The organism is Actinoplanes sandaracinus (assembly GCF_030009775.1).
GTDB lineage: Bacteria > Actinomycetota > Actinomycetes > Mycobacteriales > Micromonosporaceae > Actinoplanes > Actinoplanes sandaracinus.
On the sequence record NZ_JASCTH010000001.1, the window covers coordinates 547,470 to 566,502 of the forward strand.

A 19,033-nucleotide genomic window follows, 5' to 3' on the forward strand; every position below is an offset into this window, starting at 1 on the left:
TCTCTCGGACAAGTGAGGGATGGGGGCGGATCGGACCGGATGTGGTCACTGAGCGCGCTGGTACTGCTCCCAGGTCTTGATCGGGACCCGCGGGCCGTCGTCCGGGCCGCGATTGGCCAGGCCGTTGAGGCCGAGGTAGTAGTCACCGACCTGGTGCTGCGCCTGGACGGACAGGTCGGTGTCGTTGATCGCGTTGGCGTGGATGTGCCACGGCCAGTCGCCCTGACTTGGGCTGCGCACCCAGGCGGCGAAGCCGACCTGGCGCAGGGCCTTAGCGACCGCGGTGCGCTTGGCGGCGGTCATCCCGGTGACCGAGATGTCCACCACGCCGCCACCGTCGTGCGTGCCGGCCGACGTCGGGTCGCCACCGGGGTTGTAGGAGCCCTGGTCGAGCACGACCTTGAAGCCGAGCAGCCGCTCCGCCTCGGTAAGCATCGCCTGCGTGCGGGCGTTGACGACGTAACCGTCACGCGCCACCTTCGCGCCGGGGCTGATCGTGTTGCTGACGGTGTACCGGTCCTGCCCGAGCTTGGTCAGCGACGTCGTTCCGGGCAGCCCGTTGGCGTCCAGGCCGGTGTAGCCCAGCGACCGCTGGTAGGCGGCGTACGCCGAGACGGTCTGGGTGCCGAAGTAGCCGTCGACCCACTGGGCGGCCAGCAGGTTCTTGGCCTGCAACGCCTGCTCCACAGCGAGCACGGACGCCTTCGCTCCCGGCGTCAGCGTGCTGTCAGCACGGCGGGGATCGATCTGGGCCGCCAGGACGGTGGCCTCCATGTTCACGACCGGCCGGGCGGCCGGCGCGGGGGGCGCCTGCGCTGGGCCGTCGGACGCCCCGGCCCATGCCTGGGCTGGGAGTCCGACAGCCATGCAGAGCGTGGCGAGCCCTATAGCTAACCGGCGACGGCGCATGATCGATCCTCCTCGTAGGTGATGAGTTCCGTTCGGAACGGACACCACCGTGCGAGAGGGGACCTACTGTTCGGTAGCCCCGTTTCCTGTCAGATCCGTCAGACCGTCGCCGACCTCGACGGATGCGGTGTTGTCAGTTTGGGCGGGACCGGGACTGACACCCGGAGCGGTGTTCAGGCGATGACGCTGACCAAGAGATACACCGGTCGGCGGCTGGGGAAGTAGGGCTGCCCGTGCTCGTCGACCATCTTCCAGCTCACCATGCATTTGCCCGGGCGGCTCGGTGCGACGACCGGGACAGTGATCATCACTTGCTCGCCGGGTGGCGTGTCGCCGGTCGCCACCCGCTCCGGCACCAGGCAACCACCCTCACCGGTGGGGTTCGTCGGCGCCAGGAAACGCTTGTGCCAGGCCACCTTTCCCACGTTCGCCAGCGCCCAGACCTCGTCGAAACGCTGGTTCACCTTCACCTTCACCTTCGCGCCGTCGGGGAACGTGATGTCGCCGACAAACCTGCTCGCGTCCCCAGGAATCAGCGAGTCAGAGAAGCTCGCCGAGGGTGACGGGGCCGCCATCGGCGTGCCCGAGAATCGGACCCGAATGACGATGCCCACCGCGGCCAGCATCGCCACCAGTGCCGCCGCCACCCCGGCGACGAGTCGCCGACGCCGAGGTGGCGTGGGCTGTTCGATGCTGTCAGAGGGCTCGCTGTCGAAATTCATTACACCCGCGTCTGCCGAGTTCAGGGGCTGTCAGACCGATCTGACACGGTTTTCGAGGTACCGAACAGCGGGTCTGTTCTCGCAGAGTGATCGAGCGTTCCTGAAGCGCTCACACCAAAGGAGACATGTTGAAGACCAGCATGGTCGGTCGGCTCGCCGCCGGCGTCACGGCCCTCGCCGCCGGCGCCACCACGATCGTCGCGGGCCCCACCGCCGCATTCGCCGCGGACGTGAACCCGAAGTCCGCCTCCGCTGTCTGCGGGTCCGGATTCAGCGTCGTCGACTCCTTCAACGATGACGGCTGGGCGTACGTCTACCTGCTCTACAACAGCCGCAGTGGCGAGAACTGCGTGGTGACCATGAAGCAGAAGAACCTCGGGACCAAGACCCGCGTCTCCGCGTGGCTCGAGACCGAGGACAACGTCAAGTCGGACCCCGGCAACTACGAGTACTACGCCGGCCCGGTCCGCCTGAAGGCGCAGGGCAAATGCGTCAGGTTCGGCGGGGAAGTCAAGGTCAACGGCCAGGTCACTTTCTACAGCAGCCCCTGGGGTCACTGCGGCTGATCGAGCCGGCACCTCGGGAAGCAGTGACGCGCGGTCGCCCCGAAGGGCGGCCGCGCGTCGGCGCTGCTCAGTTAACCTGTCAGCGGGTCGCCTTGACGGTGGCCGCCGAGCTGGTCGACCGGGTCACGGTCGTCGAACCGGCGTACGCCCTGTGATCTTGTAGGTGCCCTTGGCGAGGGGACCCAGATCCAGGACGGCCTTGCCCCTGCTGTCGAGACGGACCGTACGCACGATCTCGGTGGTGCTCCGGACCGCGACGATCCGCACCGTTCCGGCCGGGACGACCCCGGACGCGGTCGTCACCTGCACGGTGAGACGCGCGTTCTTGCCGGCCGGCCAGCTTGACGGTGACGTTGCCACCGGACAGGACACCGGTGCCGACAGCGGTGGAGCCGAGAAGCACCCGCCTCTTCCCCGAGGGCTTCGCCGACAAACCGCCGCTGACCGTCACCTGGCAACCGCGGCGGTGCCGTAGAGCAGCAGTGGGACGAGGGGTGACGTAGTGGGCGAGCAAACCTTGGAGCTGACGTGGGTGTTTAGGCCGAGCGAGGAGCGGCCCAGCGACATCCAAGTACTGGCGGGGGGTGCCGGTTCATGGGGCTGGGCCGCGGGGAGCCGACGGCGCGGTCGAGCTGCGCGACGGCACTTGTGTGCGTGCGACGCGAGCGGAACTGTCGGCTGAGTAGGGCGGTCCGCGATAGCGGCGAGGCACGACAGGGCCGCCGTATGCCCGGCAGCACTGTACCGATCGCCGCGAGCCTTCGATCAGCTGACGGTCACGACTTGAGCGAGCACTGCCCCCGCTACCAGGAAGGGCCCGAAAGGAAGCATCACGGCGCTCCCGCCGAATGAGCCATCCGCCTGCCACCACAGGGCCGCGCTCGCCATCGCAACCAGGCCGCTGGCGATCCACCACGGCTGCGGGCAGCGTCCGCATGCCGATCCGATACGCAGCCAGCCCCGTCCAGCCCTCGGTGAATGGACTCCCACAGGAGGCACAGGCGGTTTTGGCGCATTTCCCTAGACAACGGCCAGGCGGTGGGCGATCCTCGGCCAGCATGCCGCCAGCGCGCCGCTGACCACCGCCGCGGCGATGATCAACATTTCAGTAGGTTCGCTTCCGCTTTACGGACCGTCGGGGACAGTCACCACCACCGTTCCGTGGGCGAGTCCGGCTCCGACATGACACGGCGGCCACCGCGCACATCTGGCAGGGCCCGGCTGCTATCACATCACCCCACATTAAGATCAAGATCAACTATCCGCTGCACTCGCGGAAACTTTCTCTGGCGAGGACGAAGCCTCACAGACGACGCGAGCGGTCGTCATCAGCTCGCGCATCGTCCCACTGCGACCCTCTCAGCAAGGTTTCGGCCTGATCACGGCTCAGATCTTCCTGCTGTTCCTCGCGCGCTGTCAGCAGCACCTCATACTGCTCAGGGCTGAGGATCATAAGGTTGTCAAGGTCGTCCGGGATGTCATCGTCACGTCGGGGAGGCTTCTCAGGCACGGATAGCTCCAGGGTGAGGGACCACGCACGCTCAGCGGCTAACCGCGAGTTTCGCGACGGCGTGGCCCGTTGAAGAATGCACTCCATGGCGAACACCGACGCACGACTGCGCTGGCGGGAGCAGCAGCGTGCGAAGCAGCGTGGACGGCTCCATCCGGATGTCGCCCAAGGCGACCTTGAGGGATTCGCGTTGGTGCGTCCGGACGGATCCCTGACGGCTGAGGTCGTCCACGTGCAATGGATGGACAACCATCCAGCAGGTCCCGACACTCACGTAACGGTTTCGTTCGCAGACGGGTGCAACGTGGAGTTCGCGTTCGATACCCCCGTCGTGAAGGTCCGATCGGCCGACCTGCGGGTGGTGAGCCGAGACGACGTACGTCAGGCAGCGGCATCGGGATGGGGAGCCGACGCCGAGCGCTGGGATGAAGCCTGACTCGTCGCCTCCGGAACCTGCGAACGCACGCCGCGCGGCAAATGAGCGCGCCGCTGACAGCGCGTATTTTGGTATCACGCCCGCTGATGCCACCAAGGCCGTCCCGGCGGAGTCAGCGCTGGTACCCGCGTGGGTGGCCGGGGCCGAAGATCGAGGGGTAAGGCTTCAGGCGTTCCGGATGCTCTCGCTCCGCTGGAATTCAGACATGCTGATGGCCGGCTCGGAGTGAGTTTTCCTCACCGAGCGCCTTCACCAGCGGGTCGGGCAGCGCTATGGTGCCGTGTCCGAGGGTGGAGACCGTGGCGTAGACGATGCCGCCGGTGCAGACGGTCTCGCCGTCCCGACGAAAGGCAAAGTCCAGCGTGAAGCTCTTTCCGCCGATCCGGGACGTGCTGACCAGGACCTCGATTCGCTCGTGGCGTCTCACGCCTGCGGCGAAGTCCAGGTCGACGTGCACAACATGCACGTCGAACCCTAAATCGTGCCATTGCGCGTACGGAAGCCCTCGGTCTATGAAGAACGCGTCGACGGCCTCGTCGACATGGCTGAGGTACCACATGTTGAACATGACGCCTTGGCCATCGATCTCGTGGAAGCGAGGGATGAACGAGTAAACGGACACGACCGCGTTCTGTGTCGTCAAGACTTTCTCCTCAACATGAGTGTCACTGTTCCGCGCCGGGTGTGGTGGAGATCCTGATCTCGATTCAGGTCGCCAAAATATGCGCTTGCGTTCCCCGGCACGGTACTACCGGCGGACACTCCCTTCACGACGGTGATGGCGTGCCCGGGACCAGGTCATCGTCGAGGGGTCACCAGCGGCGTCCGGGTTGGAGAACACCACTGCCGGCACACTTGGGCGGCCATCGGCCCGCGGCGGCCACTCGCTGCCGACGAGTTGCGCACCGGTGATCGGTTCACGCCACGGCATGCCGCGTGCCGGCCGCTGAAATCGCGTCCAGACTTGGTGGGCCAGAACCCACCGGAGGGCGTCAGAATTACCTCAGGAGTACTGCCCGTGACGTCTCAGCACTGCTCGACCGCGATGAGGACGGTCTCGTCGCGCGCCTGGAAAACGTGGAACGCCCTGACGCCCGGCCGGTCCTTCAACGAGCTGAGCGGGGCACAGTCAAGATAACGACCGCTCGTGGCGACCACCGCCATCTCCGCCACGGAGTCGGCCTTGATCGTGTCCGGCAGCGGGGTGCCCCGGTCCGCGTAGACCTTTCTCATCAGGACCAGCGCTTCCTCACGGGTGAGCAGGCGCCCGTCCCCGTCGAAGGGCAGGTCGTCGAGTGCGGCGCGGACCGTCTCCTTCTGCGCGGCGGTCGCCTCGTCGGTGAAGAAGACCCGGACCTCGTACTGGTTGACCGGCACCTCGCGCCAGCCGGTGAGCAGCAGCACGGCCACGACGGCGGCCGCACCGGCCAGGGCAGACACCCCGGCGACGGCGAGGTGCACGCGTCGCAGCCGGCGCGGGGACGGAATCTCCAGAACCTCGGTCACGGGGTCCAGACCGTAGGGCTCCGGGGTGGTCACGAGCAGTCCAGCTCGGCGAGCGAGCCGTTGCCGCCGTGTGTCCGGGCGACGCGGACACTCTTCACACCGGCGTAGCCGTGCAGAGCTGACACGGTGGAACAGTCGAAGTCCCGGCCGGTGGCGGAGACTTTCAGGCTCTCGGGCAGGACCTCGGCCTTCACGCCGTCCAACATCGTCGTCTTGCCCTCGTCGGCCATCAGTTTGCGTACCCGTTCGAGCGCCTGCTCACGGGTCACCACGGTAACGCCCTGGTTCGCGGGGACCCGATCGAGGACGACACGGGCCGCGTCCCGCTGTGCCGTGGTGGCCTCGACCGCGAGCATCACGTTGATCTCGTAACGGTGGACCGGCACGTGCCGCCACCCGGCCAGCAGCAGTACACCCAGGGCCACGGTCCCGCCGGCCAGCACGGAGGCCGCGGAGACGACGAGGTGGACGGGCCATTCCCGCCGGGGTGGTGGCGGGGGCGCGACGGTATCGATCACGGTCGCCCAACATACCGGCCGGCCGAGACGGCGGTAGCCCGGGCCACCGCGGGCATGGGGATGAGCTTGCCGTTTAACCTTCAGCCCAACCCAGCGTCGCGCGGACCAGTCCGCTGCGTCATCAGCAGCGACTACGGTGAGTGCCAGAGATGAGCCGGGGCGGGTGGCGACGCACCAAGACCGCGCGTTCGCTGCGGCATGAGCGGACGTCCAGAGAGCGGCGATAAACCTGTCCTGCTTGTTCACCGATCATGAACCTCATGGACCTGGATGCCCTCAACGACCTCGATGGAGATGATCCTGAGATCCGGGTTCAGTTGGCCGTCCAGCCTGAAGCTATTGACGTCTTGCGAGACTATTTGGGGCGAACATTGACCTACAGCCGGTCCGACGCGCGGCCGGCTTCCTTGCGGCTGTGACCCCGCCGCGCGATGTCAACGGCTATGAGCGGATGTCCAGCGCGGTCGCCAACTGCTGTTCGACCGGGTCCGGCCGGTCACCTCGTATGATCCCCGCTGTGACTTCTGCGCCCAGCAACCTCTCTCCGCAGCAGCAGGCACTACTGGACCAGTGGCTTCCTTCCGCGACCGTCGAGAAGAACTACAGCTGGGGCTTGGTGGCAACCACTGTCCTCGAGATAGCCCACGCCGGGTCAAGATTCATCGTCAAAGCCGGCGGCGCCGATGACCATCACATCCAGCGAGAGCTTCATGCCCATCTCAACTGGCTAGACTCATGGACCAGCAGAGGCCGCGCACCGACTCTGGTGCATGGCAGCGCGGACGCGAAGCTCCTCCTCACCCGATACCTGCCGGGTGAACTGGCGCTCGGCAGCGAGCACGCCGAAGAGCCGTCCACCTATCGGCAGGCGGGCGAACTGCTGGCCTTGTTACACGCCCAGACTGTCGTCACGGACGACGACTACGAGAGGCGCGAGAACGAGAAGTCACTGGCCTGGCTCAGCAGACCACATCGGATCGCCGCGACCACCGTGGAGCGACTACAGGCGGAGATCGCCGCCTGGCCGACGCCGCCCGCGACCCTTGTACCGACCCACGGGGACTGGCAGCCCCGGAACTGGCTCGTCCACGACGACGTCGTGAGCGTCATCGACTTCGGCCGTGCGGCGATGCGTCCCCCATTCACGGACTTCGCCCGGCTGGCCGTCCAGGACTTCCGCCGCGACTCGAAGCTCGAGAGAGCCTTTCTCGACGGGTACGGGACCGATCCCCGCGACACGGCCGCGTGGTATCGCAACCGAGTCCGTGAGGCGATCGGCACCGCAGCGTGGGCCTACCGAGTAGGTGACGAGCCGTTCGAAGCCCAAGGACATCGAATGATCGCCGAGGCACTCTCGTCTAGACCTCAATGAGCCCCCAGGAACCGCCGCCGCCGAGCCGCCCGACACATGGCCATAGCGCGCGCTCATCGGTTACCAGCACGTCTGACAGTCCGGCGACCGGTCACCGAGCGTGATGACCCGGCGAATCATCCGCGCACGCTCGGCGGCCAGGTCAATACACGGGATCGGGTCCTGACGGCCTACTACCCGTATCGAACACGATCGCCTGCAAACCGGCAGCGAGATCCTCTACCGATCCGGACTGATGCAGCGCGTGGAACGCCTCGGAGGAACGATAGAAGGCTTGCACCGGAGCTACGCGTAGCCGGTGTTCGGCGAGAATCTGCGGAAACTGGTCGCGTTTCGCGGCCAGCCGCCAGTCCTGGCCGATACGTCTCTCGTCGAGCAAGGCCTGGATGACGATCTCCGGCGGGTGGCCGTGTTCGGCCAGCAGTTCGGCGTGACGAACGGTGCGCGGGTAGCCGAACAGCACCCAACGACCCGGCGAACGGGCCAACGTGTCCGCGACGAACTCGGCCAACACCTCGTCCGGTACCAGCTCGCCGGCCTGCATGTGGTTCGCGAACCGCTGGCCCCACGCCGTGCCGCCCTGTACCGCCGTTCGGCAGAGGTCTCCCACGTTGTAGGCATGGAGCCCCATGGCCTCGCCGAGCAGCCTCACCGCGGCCCAAGCGTCGAACACGCCGGGCTCCGTGATGACAGCGATCTTCCGCATGCTCTCGCTCTCCCGCTTCCCGAGAGTGCAATCTATCGATGACTCGCCCACATGGTCGGGCGCTGGCCCGAGCACCGCGACAAGGCGCGATCCGTCCATTCCACTCGGACAGCGCGGTCGACCCCTGACGCGAGCTTGGCGCGGCGGTGACACTGCGCAACGGGCGATCTGCGGCTGTTCCGGACGACAGCCTCAGCGTTGGCGGCAGGAATTCTCTAACCAATAAGCGGCTTGGACATCTGCTGGGTGAGGACCTGGTAGCCAAGTCGCTCATAGAGCCTGATCGCCGTCTTGTTGGCACCGAACACATTGAGGCCGAGACGGCTTACGCCACGTTGAACGAGCTCTCGTTCGGCAGCAAGCATCAAGCCCCGGCCGTACCCCTTGCCCCGATGCGCAACGTCGACCACAACGTTGTAGACCCATGCCGTGTCGGGGTGATTCGCCACGCCCGGCAGCGCGAGCCATATCCAGCCGATCCGCTCGCCGTCAGCCTCACCGATGTACAGCAGCATGTGCTCTGTCTCCACGCCATCCGGCAAGTACTGCTCATGCTGCCGCCGAGTTTCAGCCGCCACCTCCTCTTGCCGGGTCTGGCCGGTAGCGACCCTCTCGGCGAGGTAGCCGGCAAGCGCGGTGTTGATGACAGAGTCGAACTCGCTCGAAGTCATGGGGCGCAGCTTCACGGTCATATGCCGTATCTAACCCGAGAAGCGCCACAGAGCGATGTCCGCTCATCGGTTCAGTTCAGGACGCCAGTTCAGAACGCCGGGTGACACGGAACTCCGGCCACGCAGTGTGACGGTTCGCCGCTGGCTGACGTGCCCGCTCGGCGGCAGATCCGGATGTTCGGTCGAGCGCTGCGGACGGCGGCGGCGAAGCGTTGCGCCGCATCCGCGTGATCACGCGGCCAAGGCTCGTCATCTGGTGTCGTAGGCGCTCCGCGCCTGCTCCACCGCCGGGAGGTGTGCGTCGGCCCAGGTGGCCAGATGAGCGAAGAGCGGACCGAGGCTGGCGCCCAGCTCGGTGATCTCGTACTCGACCCGGGGTGGCACTTCGGCGTAGTAGGTGCGCGCAACGAGCCCGTCGCGTTCCAGCTGGCGTAGCCGCTGTGTGAGTACCTTCGGGGTGATGCTGGTCAGCCGGCGCTCCAGCTCCACGAATCGCTGCCGACCGTGCTCATGCAGTGCCCACAGGATCGGGGTCGTCCACCGGCTGAACACTATGTCGACGACCGGCGCGACCGGGCACGCGAGCTCGGGGTCCGCTGATCGTTGCATGTGCCCTCCGCCACAAACCCATTACTTTCCTCTAGGTACCTACTATACGGAAGCTACTAGCGTCCCCTTCGACCGTGCGAGCGACGCGGTTGAACGGGAGACGAGACATGTTTGTCGTAACAGGAGCCACCGGGAACGTCGGCCGGACGCTGTTGTCGATCCTTGCAGGATCGGGTGCCGTGGTCACGGCGGTGTCGCGTGGACGACGCCCGGTCGCAGTACCGGACGGAGTTCGCTACCACCGCGCAGACCTCGAGGACCCGCAGAGCCTGCGCCGAGCACTCGCCGGTGCCGACGCCATGTTCCTCCTGGTAGAAGGCGCGGGCGCGAACCTTGACGGGCCCGAGATCCTCAACGTGGCCATCGCGGCCGGGGTGAAGCGGATCGTGCTGCAATCCTCACAAGCCGTCGGTACCCGACCGGGGGCGGCGTCGCACGCCCCGCTGCGCGCCATCGAGGACCAAGTACGCCAGTCGAGCCTCGGCTGGACGATCCTGCGCCCCGGCGGCTTCGCCTCCAATGCCTTCGCCTGGGCCGACTCGGCTCGGTCCGGCCGGACGGTGGCCGCACCCTTCGGCGACGTCGGCCTACCGGTGGTCGACCCCGACGACATCGCCGAGGTGGCCGCCATGGCCCTCCAAGGCGGCCACGACGGTCGTACGTATGAGCTGACCGGCCCGGCGCTGAGCACGCCACGCCAACGGGCTGCGGATCTCGCCGCCGCACTCGGCGAGCCGATCCGCTTCATTGAGCAATCGCCAGACGAGGCCCGCCGACAGATGCTGGCGTTCATGCCGCCGCCGGTGGTCGAAGGCACACTGGCGATCCTCGGCGCACCGACCGGACGCGAGCAGCGAACTAGCCCCGATGTTACGGAGGTGCTAGGCCGACCCCCGCGGCCCTTCGCCGAGTGGGCCGCACGCAACATCGACGCCTTCCGTTGACCCGTCGAACCACCCCACCGACTGATGACCGGCCGGCTTGATCGGCCGTCCGGTCATCGGCACGAACGTGTGTGGCGAGCGACGTGCCTCGGCGTCACACCGCGTGACCGCTCGCCATGAACTGACGCGGACGATCGGCGGCAGAAACGGATGCACGAGGGCGCGCCGCGGTCGGAGTCCGTGCCGCCTTACCGATTTATTCGGCGATCTTCTGGCGGGCGGCGATGGTGGCAGTGAGCAGTATTCGTCCGCGCGCATCTCGGCGTCGTCGTCACCGATACTCATTCCGGCTCGGTGCCGGGAGGCCACGAATCGATCCAGCCGATCGAGCACCGGCCGCGCGTGCGACCCCATCGCGGCGAGGACCCGCAGCGCTTTGGGCCCGTACAGGTCGTCGGACAGGTACTGCGGTAGAACCTCCAGCAGTTCAGCGGCAACCGCAGGACCTTCGTGGAGCCATAGAGCGCCGGCCGATTCCAACTGCCCGAATCCGGGAGCCCGGAACAGGCTCCGCAACTGCTTGTGCTGGCGGGTGGTGAGCCCGCCGTGCTCGGCCAGCCAGCTCAACAGCGCTGCCGCGACTCGGCCTCGACGAAGTTCCTCCGGCCGGCCATCGAGATACTGTTCGGCCACCGCCCGGTCCGAGGTGACTCTGAGAAGGGCGAGCGTCGCGCCTTGCAACGGGTACTGCCGCAACGACGCGGCCGCGGCTGCTGCGGCTGGCCCGATCCGTCCCAGAACGTAGATCGCGCAATCCGGAGTGTCGTTCTCGGCCCCTTCGAGCCTGGCGACAAGTTCCGGCACCGCGGCAGCAGCGGCCGGACCGAACGCGGCCAGTACCCGCATCGGCAGTCCCGGCTCGCACGAATCCGGCAGCGCGGCCAGGATCTGCCGGGCGGCGGCCACCGGCGCCCGGGGATCGGCGCCCGCCCGGGCAACCGCCCTGAACGCCTCAGCCAGGCGGGGCTCCTCGCCGCCGGAGAGCATCAGGCGGACCAGACGCGGCACCGCCCGCTGGTCGCCGACGCTACCCAGCGCGGTCGCGGCTACCGCACCGAGCTCAGGCTCATCCAGTACGGCGGCCAGTTCGTCGGCGGCCAGGCGAGACGCGGTCAATGAAGCCGCCACCGCGTGCAGCGCCGCCGACCGTACCTCGGGAATGTCGTCCTGCAGCAGGCCGGTCAGTATCGGCGTCACCCGGCCGGGCGCGACGCGCCACTCACGCATCGCCGCGAGCGCGATCCGTACGCCTTCGTCCTTGACCTGTGGGCTCTCGACCCGGTTTGCCAGCCGTTGCGCCCAGGCGTAGCAGTCCTGTTCCCGATCGAGGCCGGTCAGCGTCCGTGCCCAGCGCTCCCCTGCTGTCAGCGAAAGGGGAGACCCTGGCGCGTTCAGGACTCCGGCGCAAGATTCGAGGTCGACGCGGATCGCCGCGTCCAGCGCCGGCCGGGCCGCCGGATCGTCTCTGCTGAAGGCCGCGACATTGGCCAGTAGCCGGACGGCCGGAACGGGATCCGACCGCAGGCTTTCCAGGATGGCTTGATGCCGCGCGACTCGGTGCCACGGTATGGCATCCACGAAGGCGATCCGGACGACCGGATCGGTCGAGGCGTTCAACGCTGCCAGGGCGCGCTCAGGTTCGGCGGTGTCGACCAGTAGTTTCGCGGCGGTGCGCCGCACTTGCGGATCTTCGTCGTCCAGGGCCGACTCGGCGGCGTCTGCCGCCAGGGGCCAATGCGGTTTCTGGAAGGACAACTCGTACAGCAGCTCGAAGACGGTCCGCCGAGCCGACAGGCGGCGATCGGTCGTGAAGGTCAACAGGCGCCGGACCATCGGCCCGTCCCGGTCAGCCTTGACCCAGTAGAAGATGTGTGCCCGCGCATCGCTGCCAGGGACCAGAACATCACCCGAGACGATGCCGGCTTCCAGCCATCCCCAGTCGCCCAGCGGCGACACCAGGGCCGGCCCCTTCACTCTGCGAGGCGCGGGGCGCCCTTCCAGTACGTCATGGACCTGATCTTCACTCACGAGCATTCCAGCTCGCAACGCGTATCCGCTTCTCGGCACGTCCGGACCTCGGGCGGCACAGGGCAATGGTCACACAGTGTAACGACTCACGCTCGGGTCACGGCGCACGGACGGCGGCAGTTGAGTGCACGTTGCGACACCGTGGCACGCAGTAGGGTTTCTGCCTACCATTCGCGCCACTCGTCGGTCATCTCGCTTCGATCTATTCCGGCTCGTGAGGCCACGGCGTCGAGATCAGCACCCGCCTCCGTGAGGGCATCGTCGATGTACTGGGACAACTCTTCCCGCTCGCCGGTTTCGATCAGCTTCCACCGCTCGCTCACGGAGTTGAGAGCGGTGACAACATCCTTGATCGATACCCAGACATCATGGTGGCTGCTCAGGTCCACTCTTTCGATCCTGCGCTCAAACAGCGTCAGGACCGCATCGACGTCGGCCGTGAATGCTGCCGGGAAACAGCGCAGAGCCCACGCATCCTCGCTGCCGGGATCGAGTGACCCGGCCGCGACAGCCGCCTCTTGCTCCTCCAGGAACTGCCGCCAGTCCTTCGTCGGGCGCTGAGCCACGGTGCCAGCGTACGACCCAATCCAGTGCATCTGTCGAGCTTCGGGCACCCATGCCTTCTGAACTGCGGTCGCGCACCGCTCGGTTCGCGGCAGAAGTGGGAACCCAAGTGTTGCCGCCGTCGCCCTACGATGGGCCGGTGAGCGAGGAGATCGATCAGGCCGGCCGATCCGTGGTGCGCATCGTCGACTACGACCCCGCGTGGCCGAAGCGTTTCGCCGAGATCGGTAGCGGGCTGCGCCGGGCGCTCGGCGATGTGGCACTGCGCATCGACCACATCGGCTCTACCTCGGTGCCTGGACTGGCCGCCAAGCCCATCGTCGACATCCAAGTGTCGGTCGAACGTCTGGAGCCCGTGGCGCCGTTCGCGGAACCGCTGATCGGTGCAGGCATGGTCTTCCGGGTCGACAATCCCGAGCGCACCAAGCGCTACTTCCGCGAGGCGCCAGGGCAGCCTCGCACTCATATCCATGTACGCCGGGCTGGCAGCTTCTCCGAGCAGTTTCCGCTGCTTTTCCGTGACTTTCTCCGCGTCGACCAGACAAGCGCCCACGAGTACGAATCGATCAAGCGAGCCCTCGCGCGACAATACGGCTCGGACCGTCACGGGTACACCGACGCCAAAGCCGCGATCTGCTGGAAGATCATCCAGCGGGCCGACGAATGGGCACAACAAACTGGTTGGCAGCCGGGTCCCACGGACGCTTGATCCAGATCGGCGAAGCGTGGCCGTAGCGGTCCTGCCTCCACTGGGGGACGGCCGGGCTCACCACCCGCAATCCGACGCACTCATCTCGGCTACTTCAGCACGTCCGACAGTCAGGAGCCCGGTTACCGAGCGTCACGGCTCGGCAAGCCGCCCGCGTACGGTCGGCGGCAGATCAGTTCTTGTGATCTTGCCGGGATGCCTGAGCGACTGGATGGATAGACGTAGTGCTCGCCGGGCCCTTGAACCGTGGCGATCGGGACCGACGGCTCGCGGAGGTGTCATCACCGCGCGGGCCAGTGGAGCACGGGCCGTAGCCGGGCCGGGCGCACCCGGAAAACACATGCAGCCCGGCCCTGTAGCGCCCTTGCCCGAGGTTCGCCGATCAGGCAGATCGCCGGGCTACCGGCTCGGAGGCGGTGTCAGCTCGGCGTGCCGGATCTGGAAGTCACCGCGTGTCACCGTGCCGAACGCAGCGGTGGACAGGCACGGCCCGATCCGGGACGGACCCCACTCGCCGGCCTCGTTCTTGTCGATGGTCGCGTCCCAGGTGAAGCCGACCCGGTCCCGGCCGCGCCCGCCGTCTTGCACGCTGAACCCGACGCGCGTACCGAGCAGGTTCTTCGCGTAATCGTCAGCGCGGTTAACGATCGCGGTCACCGTGGCGTGCCCAGGACTGGTCATCAAACAGTCGACCTGCGCCTCCCACCGAACGGTGACATCCATGGCGGCGAAGTAGTGCGCGACGCGCACGGTGCCGGTGGCGTCCGCCGGCGAGCCGTGCTCCCCGCCCTCGACCGGCATCGGCCGGCTCCACGGCGCCGACCGGGCATCGAAGGCGAACGAGCGCACATCGGCGTCGGCGCCGAAGGGCAGCGCGAACTCCGCCCAGCCACTCACCCGTGCAGCCCCCCGCTCGGTCGCCGCGGCCGGCACCGCCGCCACGACCGCGAGCAGCGCGGCTGCGGCGGCCCCCCATCCCATTGCCTTACGCATCGTCGTCTCCCCTTCCGGCCGCGTGGTCGCGGCTTCGTGGGCTCTACGTTCGACGATGCGCGACGCGCTTTGATCCCCCGGGAGAGGGAGATCGCTCCCTCCGACGGGTGGTCGGTCAGTGACCGCCAGTCCCAAGCCGACAGCAACATCCGCCCTTCGGCAAAGCCGGACGCCGGTGGCAGCGGAGCTCCGGCTACAGCGCGTGACTCGACCGGCGCGGTAGCAATGTCCTCATCCCCCACGGAGCCGCGGGCACACTGCACCGTCACATCCCGCGCCAGCGGAACCCGTCCCTCCGGCCGGGTGGCCGGCGCTGTTCGCCGAGCACGAGCCGTTCCGAAACCAAGGAAGCGGAACGACCGGCACGACACTTCACCGCTCTACGGAAAGTGATGAAGGCGGGCGTCAACACACGCGGATCGCGGCATGAGCGGATGCCCTCAGCTCAGCCGCTGGGGTGCCGGAGGACGGTGATGAGCTGGACGGCTGCATCGATCAGGGCCACCTCAGCAGCGGTGATGTTGGGATCGTCGCGTCGTGCCACGGCGGCTTGGGTGAGGGCTGACAGCGGGTCACCGTCCGTCGCGTTCAGGAAAGCAGTCAGCAAAGTTGCCACTGAGTCGGCCAGAGGATGGACGTCATCGACGGCTACCTGCGCGAGAATCATTGCGGACATAGCGATGTCGAGGTCCGCCGGTCCTTCGGCGGCGTTACGCCAGTCGATCACGACTGGTCCGCGCGCTGTCACCATGATGTTCTGGGGATGCAGATCGAGGTGCAAGATCCGATCATCGGCTGCCTTGCCGGCGAGCGGGGGAATCGCGTGCAGTCGACGATGTAGATCGGCCAGCTCGACGCCCGCCTGCACGAACGCGAGGTCGCCCGCGGCACAGGCCTCCAGCATCGTAGGCCCGTGCAGTCGTTCCATCATGATGTTCGCGCCGTAGGCTTCGTAGACGGCCGGAACCGGGAAGCCAAACTGCGCTACGTGGTCCATGATCGCCGTCTCATTAGCCACCTCGCCCCCGTCACGGTAGCGGCGGAGGACTCGGCGGTCGTCGATCGCAAAGACGTCGGCATCACGGCCGGACGCCACGGGATCAAGGTCGTCGAACATGCCCGAGGGTAACGCGACATCGACATCCGCTCATCGGCTAGTTCAGGACGCCGGGTGACACTGGACTTCGGCCACGCACACGTAACCAGGACGCCGTAAACGTGATCGCGCCAAGCATCGCCGCGATCATGATGCCGCGGTAGCCGAAATCATCGGTGAGCTGGTTGACGGTCATCCCACCGGCAACGAAACCCAGCAGGACACCAGCGGATTTGCCGCGCCAGTCCAAACGTGCCCGATGCCGCCCGCCCGCGTCCTGACCCGTCATATCACTATCGTGACAACCCGATGCTCCACACGCGATCCACCGTCTGGAGGCAGTCAAACGCCGGCGCCGTGTGTACCCCCTAACGACCGAGGTTTGCCCCATACGTACCCGTCACATGGCACGCTGACCGCCTCGGAACCCGACGTGACACCACGCAGAGTTACACCGCCAGGCGCACATCAGCGCACGGTCGGCGGCAGACGAGGATGATCTGGAGCTGATAGCGTGGCAACCCCATGGATGCAGCTGACTTCTACACCGGGATTGTCGTCGACGCATACGCAAAGCTGAAATCGGCGCATTTTGACCCTACACCGTATGCGGGGTTCATCGCGGCGACGGGCCAGCCAGCCCTCGAGATCGGCTGCGGGGACGGAGAGCCGCTTCTGGAGCTTCTTGGTCGTGGGTTCGATATCGACGGCGTGGACTCCTCCGGCGACATGCTTGAGCGTTGCCGGATCAATGCAGCCACTCTCGGCCTTGAGGTCGATCTGTATCACCAGAAGATGGAACAGATGTCTCTGCCGCGACGGTATCGCTCTGTCTATCTGGCGGGCCCGACGTTCAATCTGCTACCTGATGACCGGGTGGCTCTCCAAGCGCTCCGTGCGATCCGTGAACACCTGACTACCGATGGTGCAGCGCTCATACCACTATGGATTCCGGAGCCCACGCCTTCGGAGGAGTTGGGGCTGACGCGCGAAGCCGCTGAGGACGACGGTGTGGTGCTGCGCTATACGCCGCTCGCCGAGTCATATGACAAGGCGAAGCGGGTGCGAACGACCACAACCCGGTATGAGCGCGTCACCCCAGCCGGCGTCGAGCGTGTCGAGCGCGAATGGATCTTGCACTGGTACACCTCTGATACCTTCGAAGCACTGTGCGCCGAAGCCGGACTTCAGGTCACAGCATTGACCGACGATGACGGTCACGCCATCACGTCAACAGCGACAGACTTCATGGTCACCGTTCAGCGAAGCTGACCTAGATCGTGGCGCTTTCGCCAATCGGCATAGCCAGAGTCCGCCTTCACGGATCGCTCTCGTAGAACTCGCACAACGCACTCAACTCGGCCAGTTGAGTGCGTTCACTGACTCTCACGGGACACGCCGCAGCGACTGTCGGTCGGCCGAAGCAACGCGTCGCCATTGCTGGACCTGCAGCGATTCGCCCGAGTTCCCCCGAGTGGTCACTCGGCCGGAGGGTCACGCGCTGAGTCCCGCCCGCCGGCGCGCGCACCGGGCACCGAGATACACGGCGCCCCGTGACGGCTCCGACCGGGGCGACCAACACTCCCGCAAACGTCACGGAAAGTAACCGGAAGGGGATGCGGGTCCGGCCTCGATGCGCGTGGTGAGAGTCCTGCTCAACACCGGAATCCACTATGGACGAAGCACGTTTGCGACACGCGAGCACCATCCGATCACCACGCTCCCACAAAGTGGGATTTTCAGGGCAAAAAATGGGAAACAAAAGGCCGCGACCCCTGCTTCCGCAGGTCACGGCCTTGATCGTCTGTGCTCCCGAAGGGACTCGAACCCCTAACCTTCTGACCCGTAGTCAGATGCTTCAATGCATATGCGAACTTTCCGCATCCTTTGAATGGCGTGCTCCTTTACGGACGAACGTCCGCCAAATGTGTTCTACGTATCCGCTGGTCCGGGCCGAGTGCTTCCATTTCGTGACCGAGAACGGAGATCGCATCGCCCCCCGTGCTGTTTTAGCTCCGGTTGTGCCGGTACGGTCTGCGACATCCGAGCACCATCGGAGCACCTCGCGATCACCGCCCATCCCGCTCGGCGTCATTGCTGATCGGCGGAGGGCTCGCTGATGACGACGGCCCATCCGCCTATAACGCCCATATCGCTCGCTTGCTGTTCGTACGCCGAACCCGATGCGCTCGCCCAGCTTCTCGTAGCTGCAGGCGGTGCTGAACGGCGAAAATCGTCGCCCCGGCAACTGAGGCCGGCCCAGTCGCCGACCATCGCGCAGCATGCCGGGGACGCGAACCTGGACGGGGTGCAGGACCTGCTGAGCCGGGTGCGGTGGGGACGACGCGGCGGTCCGCGCTGACGTCCGTGAGTTTGTCGGCCACCAGCTCGGCGAGGCCGACGCAGAACGGTCATCGACGGGACGGGTGATCTGAAGAAGCGGTTGTGGGTTTCAGCCATTCATGTATACAAATATGATTGTCGGTTAGCACGGGGCTGCCGAACGATCCAAGAAACGGAGAGCCGATGAATTCCATCGTCGCCCGCCGCGTTATCCCTGTTGCCTTCGGTGCGCTTGCCGGACTGTCCATCGTGGGTGCTGTCGCGTCGCCGGCCAATGCTGCGGACATCCAGTCCTCCGGCGTTGTGGCCGCCGCCGCCTGCGGCGAGTTCATCGTGCCAGTCCGTCCAGGATCGGTTGTCAAGGTGGTGAGGTACACGCACTGCGGCTCCGGCTCCGTGCGGGTGAAGGCGATCATCGATCGCGGCTCCGACTCGGACTGCGTGACGGTTGGCTCGAACCAGACGAGGAGCCTGGTCGAGTACGTGTCCCCGATCCAGAGCTTCAACCGGATCGTTCGCTGCTGAGGCGTACGCGCTGACTGGAAGGGTCCCCGACGCGGGGACCCTTCCTGCGTGCTTCACGGCTTTTGTCCCGCCCGGCGGGACGCCACATGTTGCGGTGAGCCGATATCGGTTATCGCGAGGGACGGCCGAAGCCCTACCAGGCACGCATTCGGTGGGTCGATCCAGTAACGAAACGACACCTAGTAGTGCTTTGTCACTTTCGAGTGGCTGATGGTGACTTGTTCATGGACGGTCGCTGTCATTGAGGTATGGACGTTGTTGAGGCTGACCGGTTGCGTGATGACCTGGCCGAGTTCGCGTCGGATG

The 19,033-nt window shown here is 66.4% G+C and carries 23 protein-coding genes; 8 read left to right on the forward strand and 15 right to left on the reverse strand.

The window, feature by feature from the left end; translation table 11 throughout:
• Window positions 1-45 precede the first annotated feature (45 nt).
• Window positions 46-867, reverse strand: a complete 822-nt coding sequence (locus QLQ12_RS02565) for a peptidoglycan-binding domain-containing protein (RefSeq protein WP_282756872.1) — start codon at window positions 865-867, stop codon at window positions 46-48.
• A 215-nt stretch (window positions 868-1,082) separates the two neighbouring features.
• Entirely contained in the window at window positions 1,083-1,535 is a 453-nt protein-coding gene (locus tag QLQ12_RS02570) for an NBR1-Ig-like domain-containing protein (protein WP_282756909.1), read from the reverse strand.
• A gap of 221 nt (window positions 1,536-1,756) precedes the next feature.
• Here QLQ12_RS02570 and QLQ12_RS02575 point away from each other — a divergent pair, with 221 nt between their 5' ends.
• Window positions 1,757-2,197 (forward strand): hypothetical protein, encoded by a 441-nt coding sequence (locus QLQ12_RS02575; protein ID WP_282756873.1) that lies wholly within the window; start codon window positions 1,757-1,759, stop codon window positions 2,195-2,197.
• Window positions 2,198-2,320: 123 nt separating this feature from the next.
• Here the strand turns inward: QLQ12_RS02575 and QLQ12_RS02580 are convergent, their stop codons facing one another.
• Both QLQ12_RS02580 and QLQ12_RS02585 read right to left on the reverse strand, forming a co-directional pair.
• Window positions 2,321-2,557 carry an Ig-like domain-containing protein gene (locus QLQ12_RS02580; RefSeq protein WP_282756874.1) on the reverse strand — a complete coding sequence of 79 codons (237 nt, stop codon included), beginning with the start codon at window positions 2,555-2,557 and terminating at the stop codon, window positions 2,321-2,323.
• A gap of 943 nt (window positions 2,558-3,500) precedes the next feature.
• A complete protein-coding gene (locus tag QLQ12_RS02585) occupies window positions 3,501-3,707 on the reverse strand; it encodes a hypothetical protein (protein ID WP_282756875.1) in 207 nt (68 codons plus the stop codon).
• 85 nt (window positions 3,708-3,792) lie between these two features.
• Here QLQ12_RS02585 and QLQ12_RS02590 point away from each other — a divergent pair, with 85 nt between their 5' ends.
• Entirely contained in the window at window positions 3,793-4,143 is a 351-nt protein-coding gene (locus QLQ12_RS02590; RefSeq protein ID WP_282756876.1) for a hypothetical protein, read from the forward strand.
• A 199-nt stretch (window positions 4,144-4,342) separates the two neighbouring features.
• Here QLQ12_RS02590 and QLQ12_RS02595 read toward each other — a convergent pair whose 3' ends face one another.
• From QLQ12_RS02595 to QLQ12_RS02605, 3 genes are all read right to left on the reverse strand, one after another.
• Window positions 4,343-4,786 carry an acyl-CoA thioesterase gene (locus QLQ12_RS02595; RefSeq protein WP_282756877.1) on the reverse strand — a complete coding sequence of 148 codons (444 nt, stop codon included), beginning with the start codon at window positions 4,784-4,786 and terminating at the stop codon, window positions 4,343-4,345.
• Between the two features lie 383 nt (window positions 4,787-5,169).
• Window positions 5,170-5,682, reverse strand: coding sequence for a cell division FtsX domain-containing protein (locus QLQ12_RS02600; protein ID WP_282756878.1), 513 nt, complete (start codon window positions 5,680-5,682; stop codon window positions 5,170-5,172).
• Complete coding sequence (locus tag QLQ12_RS02605) at window positions 5,679-6,167, reverse strand: permease-like cell division protein FtsX (RefSeq protein WP_282756879.1); 489 nt, start codon at window positions 6,165-6,167, stop codon at window positions 5,679-5,681. Before QLQ12_RS02605 ends, QLQ12_RS02600 begins: the two co-directional genes overlap by 4 nt.
• 260 nt (window positions 6,168-6,427) lie before the next feature.
• Here QLQ12_RS02605 and QLQ12_RS02610 point away from each other — a divergent pair, with 260 nt between their 5' ends.
• Both QLQ12_RS02610 and QLQ12_RS02615 read left to right on the forward strand, forming a co-directional pair.
• A complete protein-coding gene (locus tag QLQ12_RS02610) occupies window positions 6,428-6,586 on the forward strand; it encodes a hypothetical protein (protein WP_282756880.1) in 159 nt (52 codons plus the stop codon).
• Window positions 6,587-6,684: 98 nt separating this feature from the next.
• Entirely contained in the window at window positions 6,685-7,539 is an 855-nt protein-coding gene (locus tag QLQ12_RS02615; protein WP_282756881.1) for a phosphotransferase, read from the forward strand.
• A 142-nt stretch (window positions 7,540-7,681) separates the two neighbouring features.
• Here the strand turns inward: QLQ12_RS02615 and QLQ12_RS02620 are convergent, their stop codons facing one another.
• The 3 genes from QLQ12_RS02620 to QLQ12_RS02630 all read right to left on the reverse strand — a co-directional run bounded on the left by QLQ12_RS02620 (window position 7,682) and on the right by QLQ12_RS02630 (window position 9,525).
• The gene (locus QLQ12_RS02620) at window positions 7,682-8,245 is read right to left on the reverse strand and encodes a nucleoside monophosphate kinase (RefSeq protein ID WP_282756882.1); all 564 of its coding nucleotides are present in this window, start codon (window positions 8,243-8,245) and stop codon (window positions 7,682-7,684) included.
• Window positions 8,246-8,460: 215 nt separating this feature from the next.
• Complete coding sequence (locus tag QLQ12_RS02625) at window positions 8,461-8,937, reverse strand: GNAT family N-acetyltransferase (protein WP_282756883.1); 477 nt, start codon at window positions 8,935-8,937, stop codon at window positions 8,461-8,463.
• 228 nt (window positions 8,938-9,165) lie between these two features.
• Window positions 9,166-9,525 (reverse strand): winged helix-turn-helix transcriptional regulator, encoded by a 360-nt coding sequence (locus tag QLQ12_RS02630; RefSeq protein ID WP_282756884.1) that lies wholly within the window; start codon window positions 9,523-9,525, stop codon window positions 9,166-9,168.
• 107 nt (window positions 9,526-9,632) lie between these two features.
• Here QLQ12_RS02630 and QLQ12_RS02635 point away from each other — a divergent pair, with 107 nt between their 5' ends.
• Window positions 9,633-10,469 carry an NAD(P)H-binding protein gene (locus QLQ12_RS02635; RefSeq protein WP_282756885.1) on the forward strand — a complete coding sequence of 279 codons (837 nt, stop codon included), beginning with the start codon at window positions 9,633-9,635 and terminating at the stop codon, window positions 10,467-10,469.
• Here QLQ12_RS02635 and QLQ12_RS02640 read toward each other — a convergent pair.
• On the reverse strand, window positions 10,407-12,497 hold the full coding sequence (locus QLQ12_RS02640; RefSeq protein WP_282756886.1) for a hypothetical protein: 2,091 nt from the start codon (window positions 12,495-12,497) through the stop codon (window positions 10,407-10,409). The genes QLQ12_RS02635 and QLQ12_RS02640 overlap by 63 nt on opposite strands.
• A gap of 164 nt (window positions 12,498-12,661) precedes the next feature.
• A complete protein-coding gene (locus tag QLQ12_RS02645; protein ID WP_282756887.1) occupies window positions 12,662-13,063 on the reverse strand; it encodes a hypothetical protein in 402 nt (133 codons plus the stop codon).
• 137 nt (window positions 13,064-13,200) lie between these two features.
• On the opposite strand from QLQ12_RS02645, the gene QLQ12_RS02650 reads away from it, so the two are divergent.
• Window positions 13,201-13,770 carry a GrpB family protein gene (locus tag QLQ12_RS02650; RefSeq protein ID WP_282756888.1) on the forward strand — a complete coding sequence of 190 codons (570 nt, stop codon included), beginning with the start codon at window positions 13,201-13,203 and terminating at the stop codon, window positions 13,768-13,770.
• A 399-nt stretch (window positions 13,771-14,169) separates the two neighbouring features.
• Here the strand turns inward: QLQ12_RS02650 and QLQ12_RS02655 are convergent, their stop codons facing one another.
• From QLQ12_RS02655 to QLQ12_RS02665, 3 genes are all read right to left on the reverse strand, one after another.
• Window positions 14,170-14,763, reverse strand: coding sequence for a hypothetical protein (locus QLQ12_RS02655; protein WP_282756889.1), 594 nt, complete (start codon window positions 14,761-14,763; stop codon window positions 14,170-14,172).
• A 445-nt stretch (window positions 14,764-15,208) separates the two neighbouring features.
• Window positions 15,209-15,880 carry a phosphotransferase gene (locus QLQ12_RS02660; protein ID WP_282756890.1) on the reverse strand — a complete coding sequence of 224 codons (672 nt, stop codon included), beginning with the start codon at window positions 15,878-15,880 and terminating at the stop codon, window positions 15,209-15,211.
• 37 nt (window positions 15,881-15,917) lie between these two features.
• Entirely contained in the window at window positions 15,918-16,148 is a 231-nt protein-coding gene (locus tag QLQ12_RS02665; protein ID WP_282756891.1) for a hypothetical protein, read from the reverse strand.
• 236 nt (window positions 16,149-16,384) lie between these two features.
• On the opposite strand from QLQ12_RS02665, the gene QLQ12_RS02670 reads away from it, so the two are divergent.
• Both QLQ12_RS02670 and QLQ12_RS02675 read left to right on the forward strand, forming a co-directional pair.
• Entirely contained in the window at window positions 16,385-17,131 is a 747-nt protein-coding gene (locus tag QLQ12_RS02670; RefSeq protein WP_282756892.1) for a class I SAM-dependent methyltransferase, read from the forward strand.
• Between the two features lie 1,254 nt (window positions 17,132-18,385).
• Window positions 18,386-18,727, forward strand: a complete 342-nt coding sequence (locus QLQ12_RS02675) for a hypothetical protein (protein ID WP_282756893.1) — start codon at window positions 18,386-18,388, stop codon at window positions 18,725-18,727.
• Window positions 18,728-19,033: the final 306 nt, after the last annotated feature.

Coding starts and splice junctions, on each gene's coding strand:
- QLQ12_RS02665 (WP_282756891.1), bottom strand. CDS start 16,148: ATGACGGGTCAGGACGCGGGCGGGCGGCATCGGGCACGTTTGGACTGG.
- QLQ12_RS02620 (WP_282756882.1), bottom strand. CDS start 8,245: ATGCGGAAGATCGCTGTCATCACGGAGCCCGGCGTGTTCGACGCTTGG.
- QLQ12_RS02675 (WP_282756893.1), top strand. CDS start 18,386: ATGAATTCCATCGTCGCCCGCCGCGTTATCCCTGTTGCCTTCGGTGCG.
- QLQ12_RS02570 (WP_282756909.1), bottom strand. CDS start 1,535: ATGCTGGCCGCGGTGGGCATCGTCATTCGGGTCCGATTCTCGGGCACG.
- QLQ12_RS02575 (WP_282756873.1), top strand. CDS start 1,757: ATGTTGAAGACCAGCATGGTCGGTCGGCTCGCCGCCGGCGTCACGGCC.
- QLQ12_RS02610 (WP_282756880.1), top strand. CDS start 6,428: ATGGACCTGGATGCCCTCAACGACCTCGATGGAGATGATCCTGAGATC.
- QLQ12_RS02590 (WP_282756876.1), top strand. CDS start 3,793: ATGGCGAACACCGACGCACGACTGCGCTGGCGGGAGCAGCAGCGTGCG.
- QLQ12_RS02660 (WP_282756890.1), bottom strand. CDS start 15,880: ATGTTCGACGACCTTGATCCCGTGGCGTCCGGCCGTGATGCCGACGTC.
- QLQ12_RS02565 (WP_282756872.1), bottom strand. CDS start 867: ATGGCTGTCGGACTCCCAGCCCAGGCATGGGCCGGGGCGTCCGACGGC.
- QLQ12_RS02630 (WP_282756884.1), bottom strand. CDS start 9,525: ATGCAACGATCAGCGGACCCCGAGCTCGCGTGCCCGGTCGCGCCGGTC.
- QLQ12_RS02655 (WP_282756889.1), bottom strand. CDS start 14,763: ATGCGTAAGGCAATGGGATGGGGGGCCGCCGCAGCCGCGCTGCTCGCG.
- QLQ12_RS02625 (WP_282756883.1), bottom strand. CDS start 8,937: ATGACCGTGAAGCTGCGCCCCATGACTTCGAGCGAGTTCGACTCTGTC.
- QLQ12_RS02635 (WP_282756885.1), top strand. CDS start 9,633: ATGTTTGTCGTAACAGGAGCCACCGGGAACGTCGGCCGGACGCTGTTG.
- QLQ12_RS02670 (WP_282756892.1), top strand. CDS start 16,385: ATGGATGCAGCTGACTTCTACACCGGGATTGTCGTCGACGCATACGCA.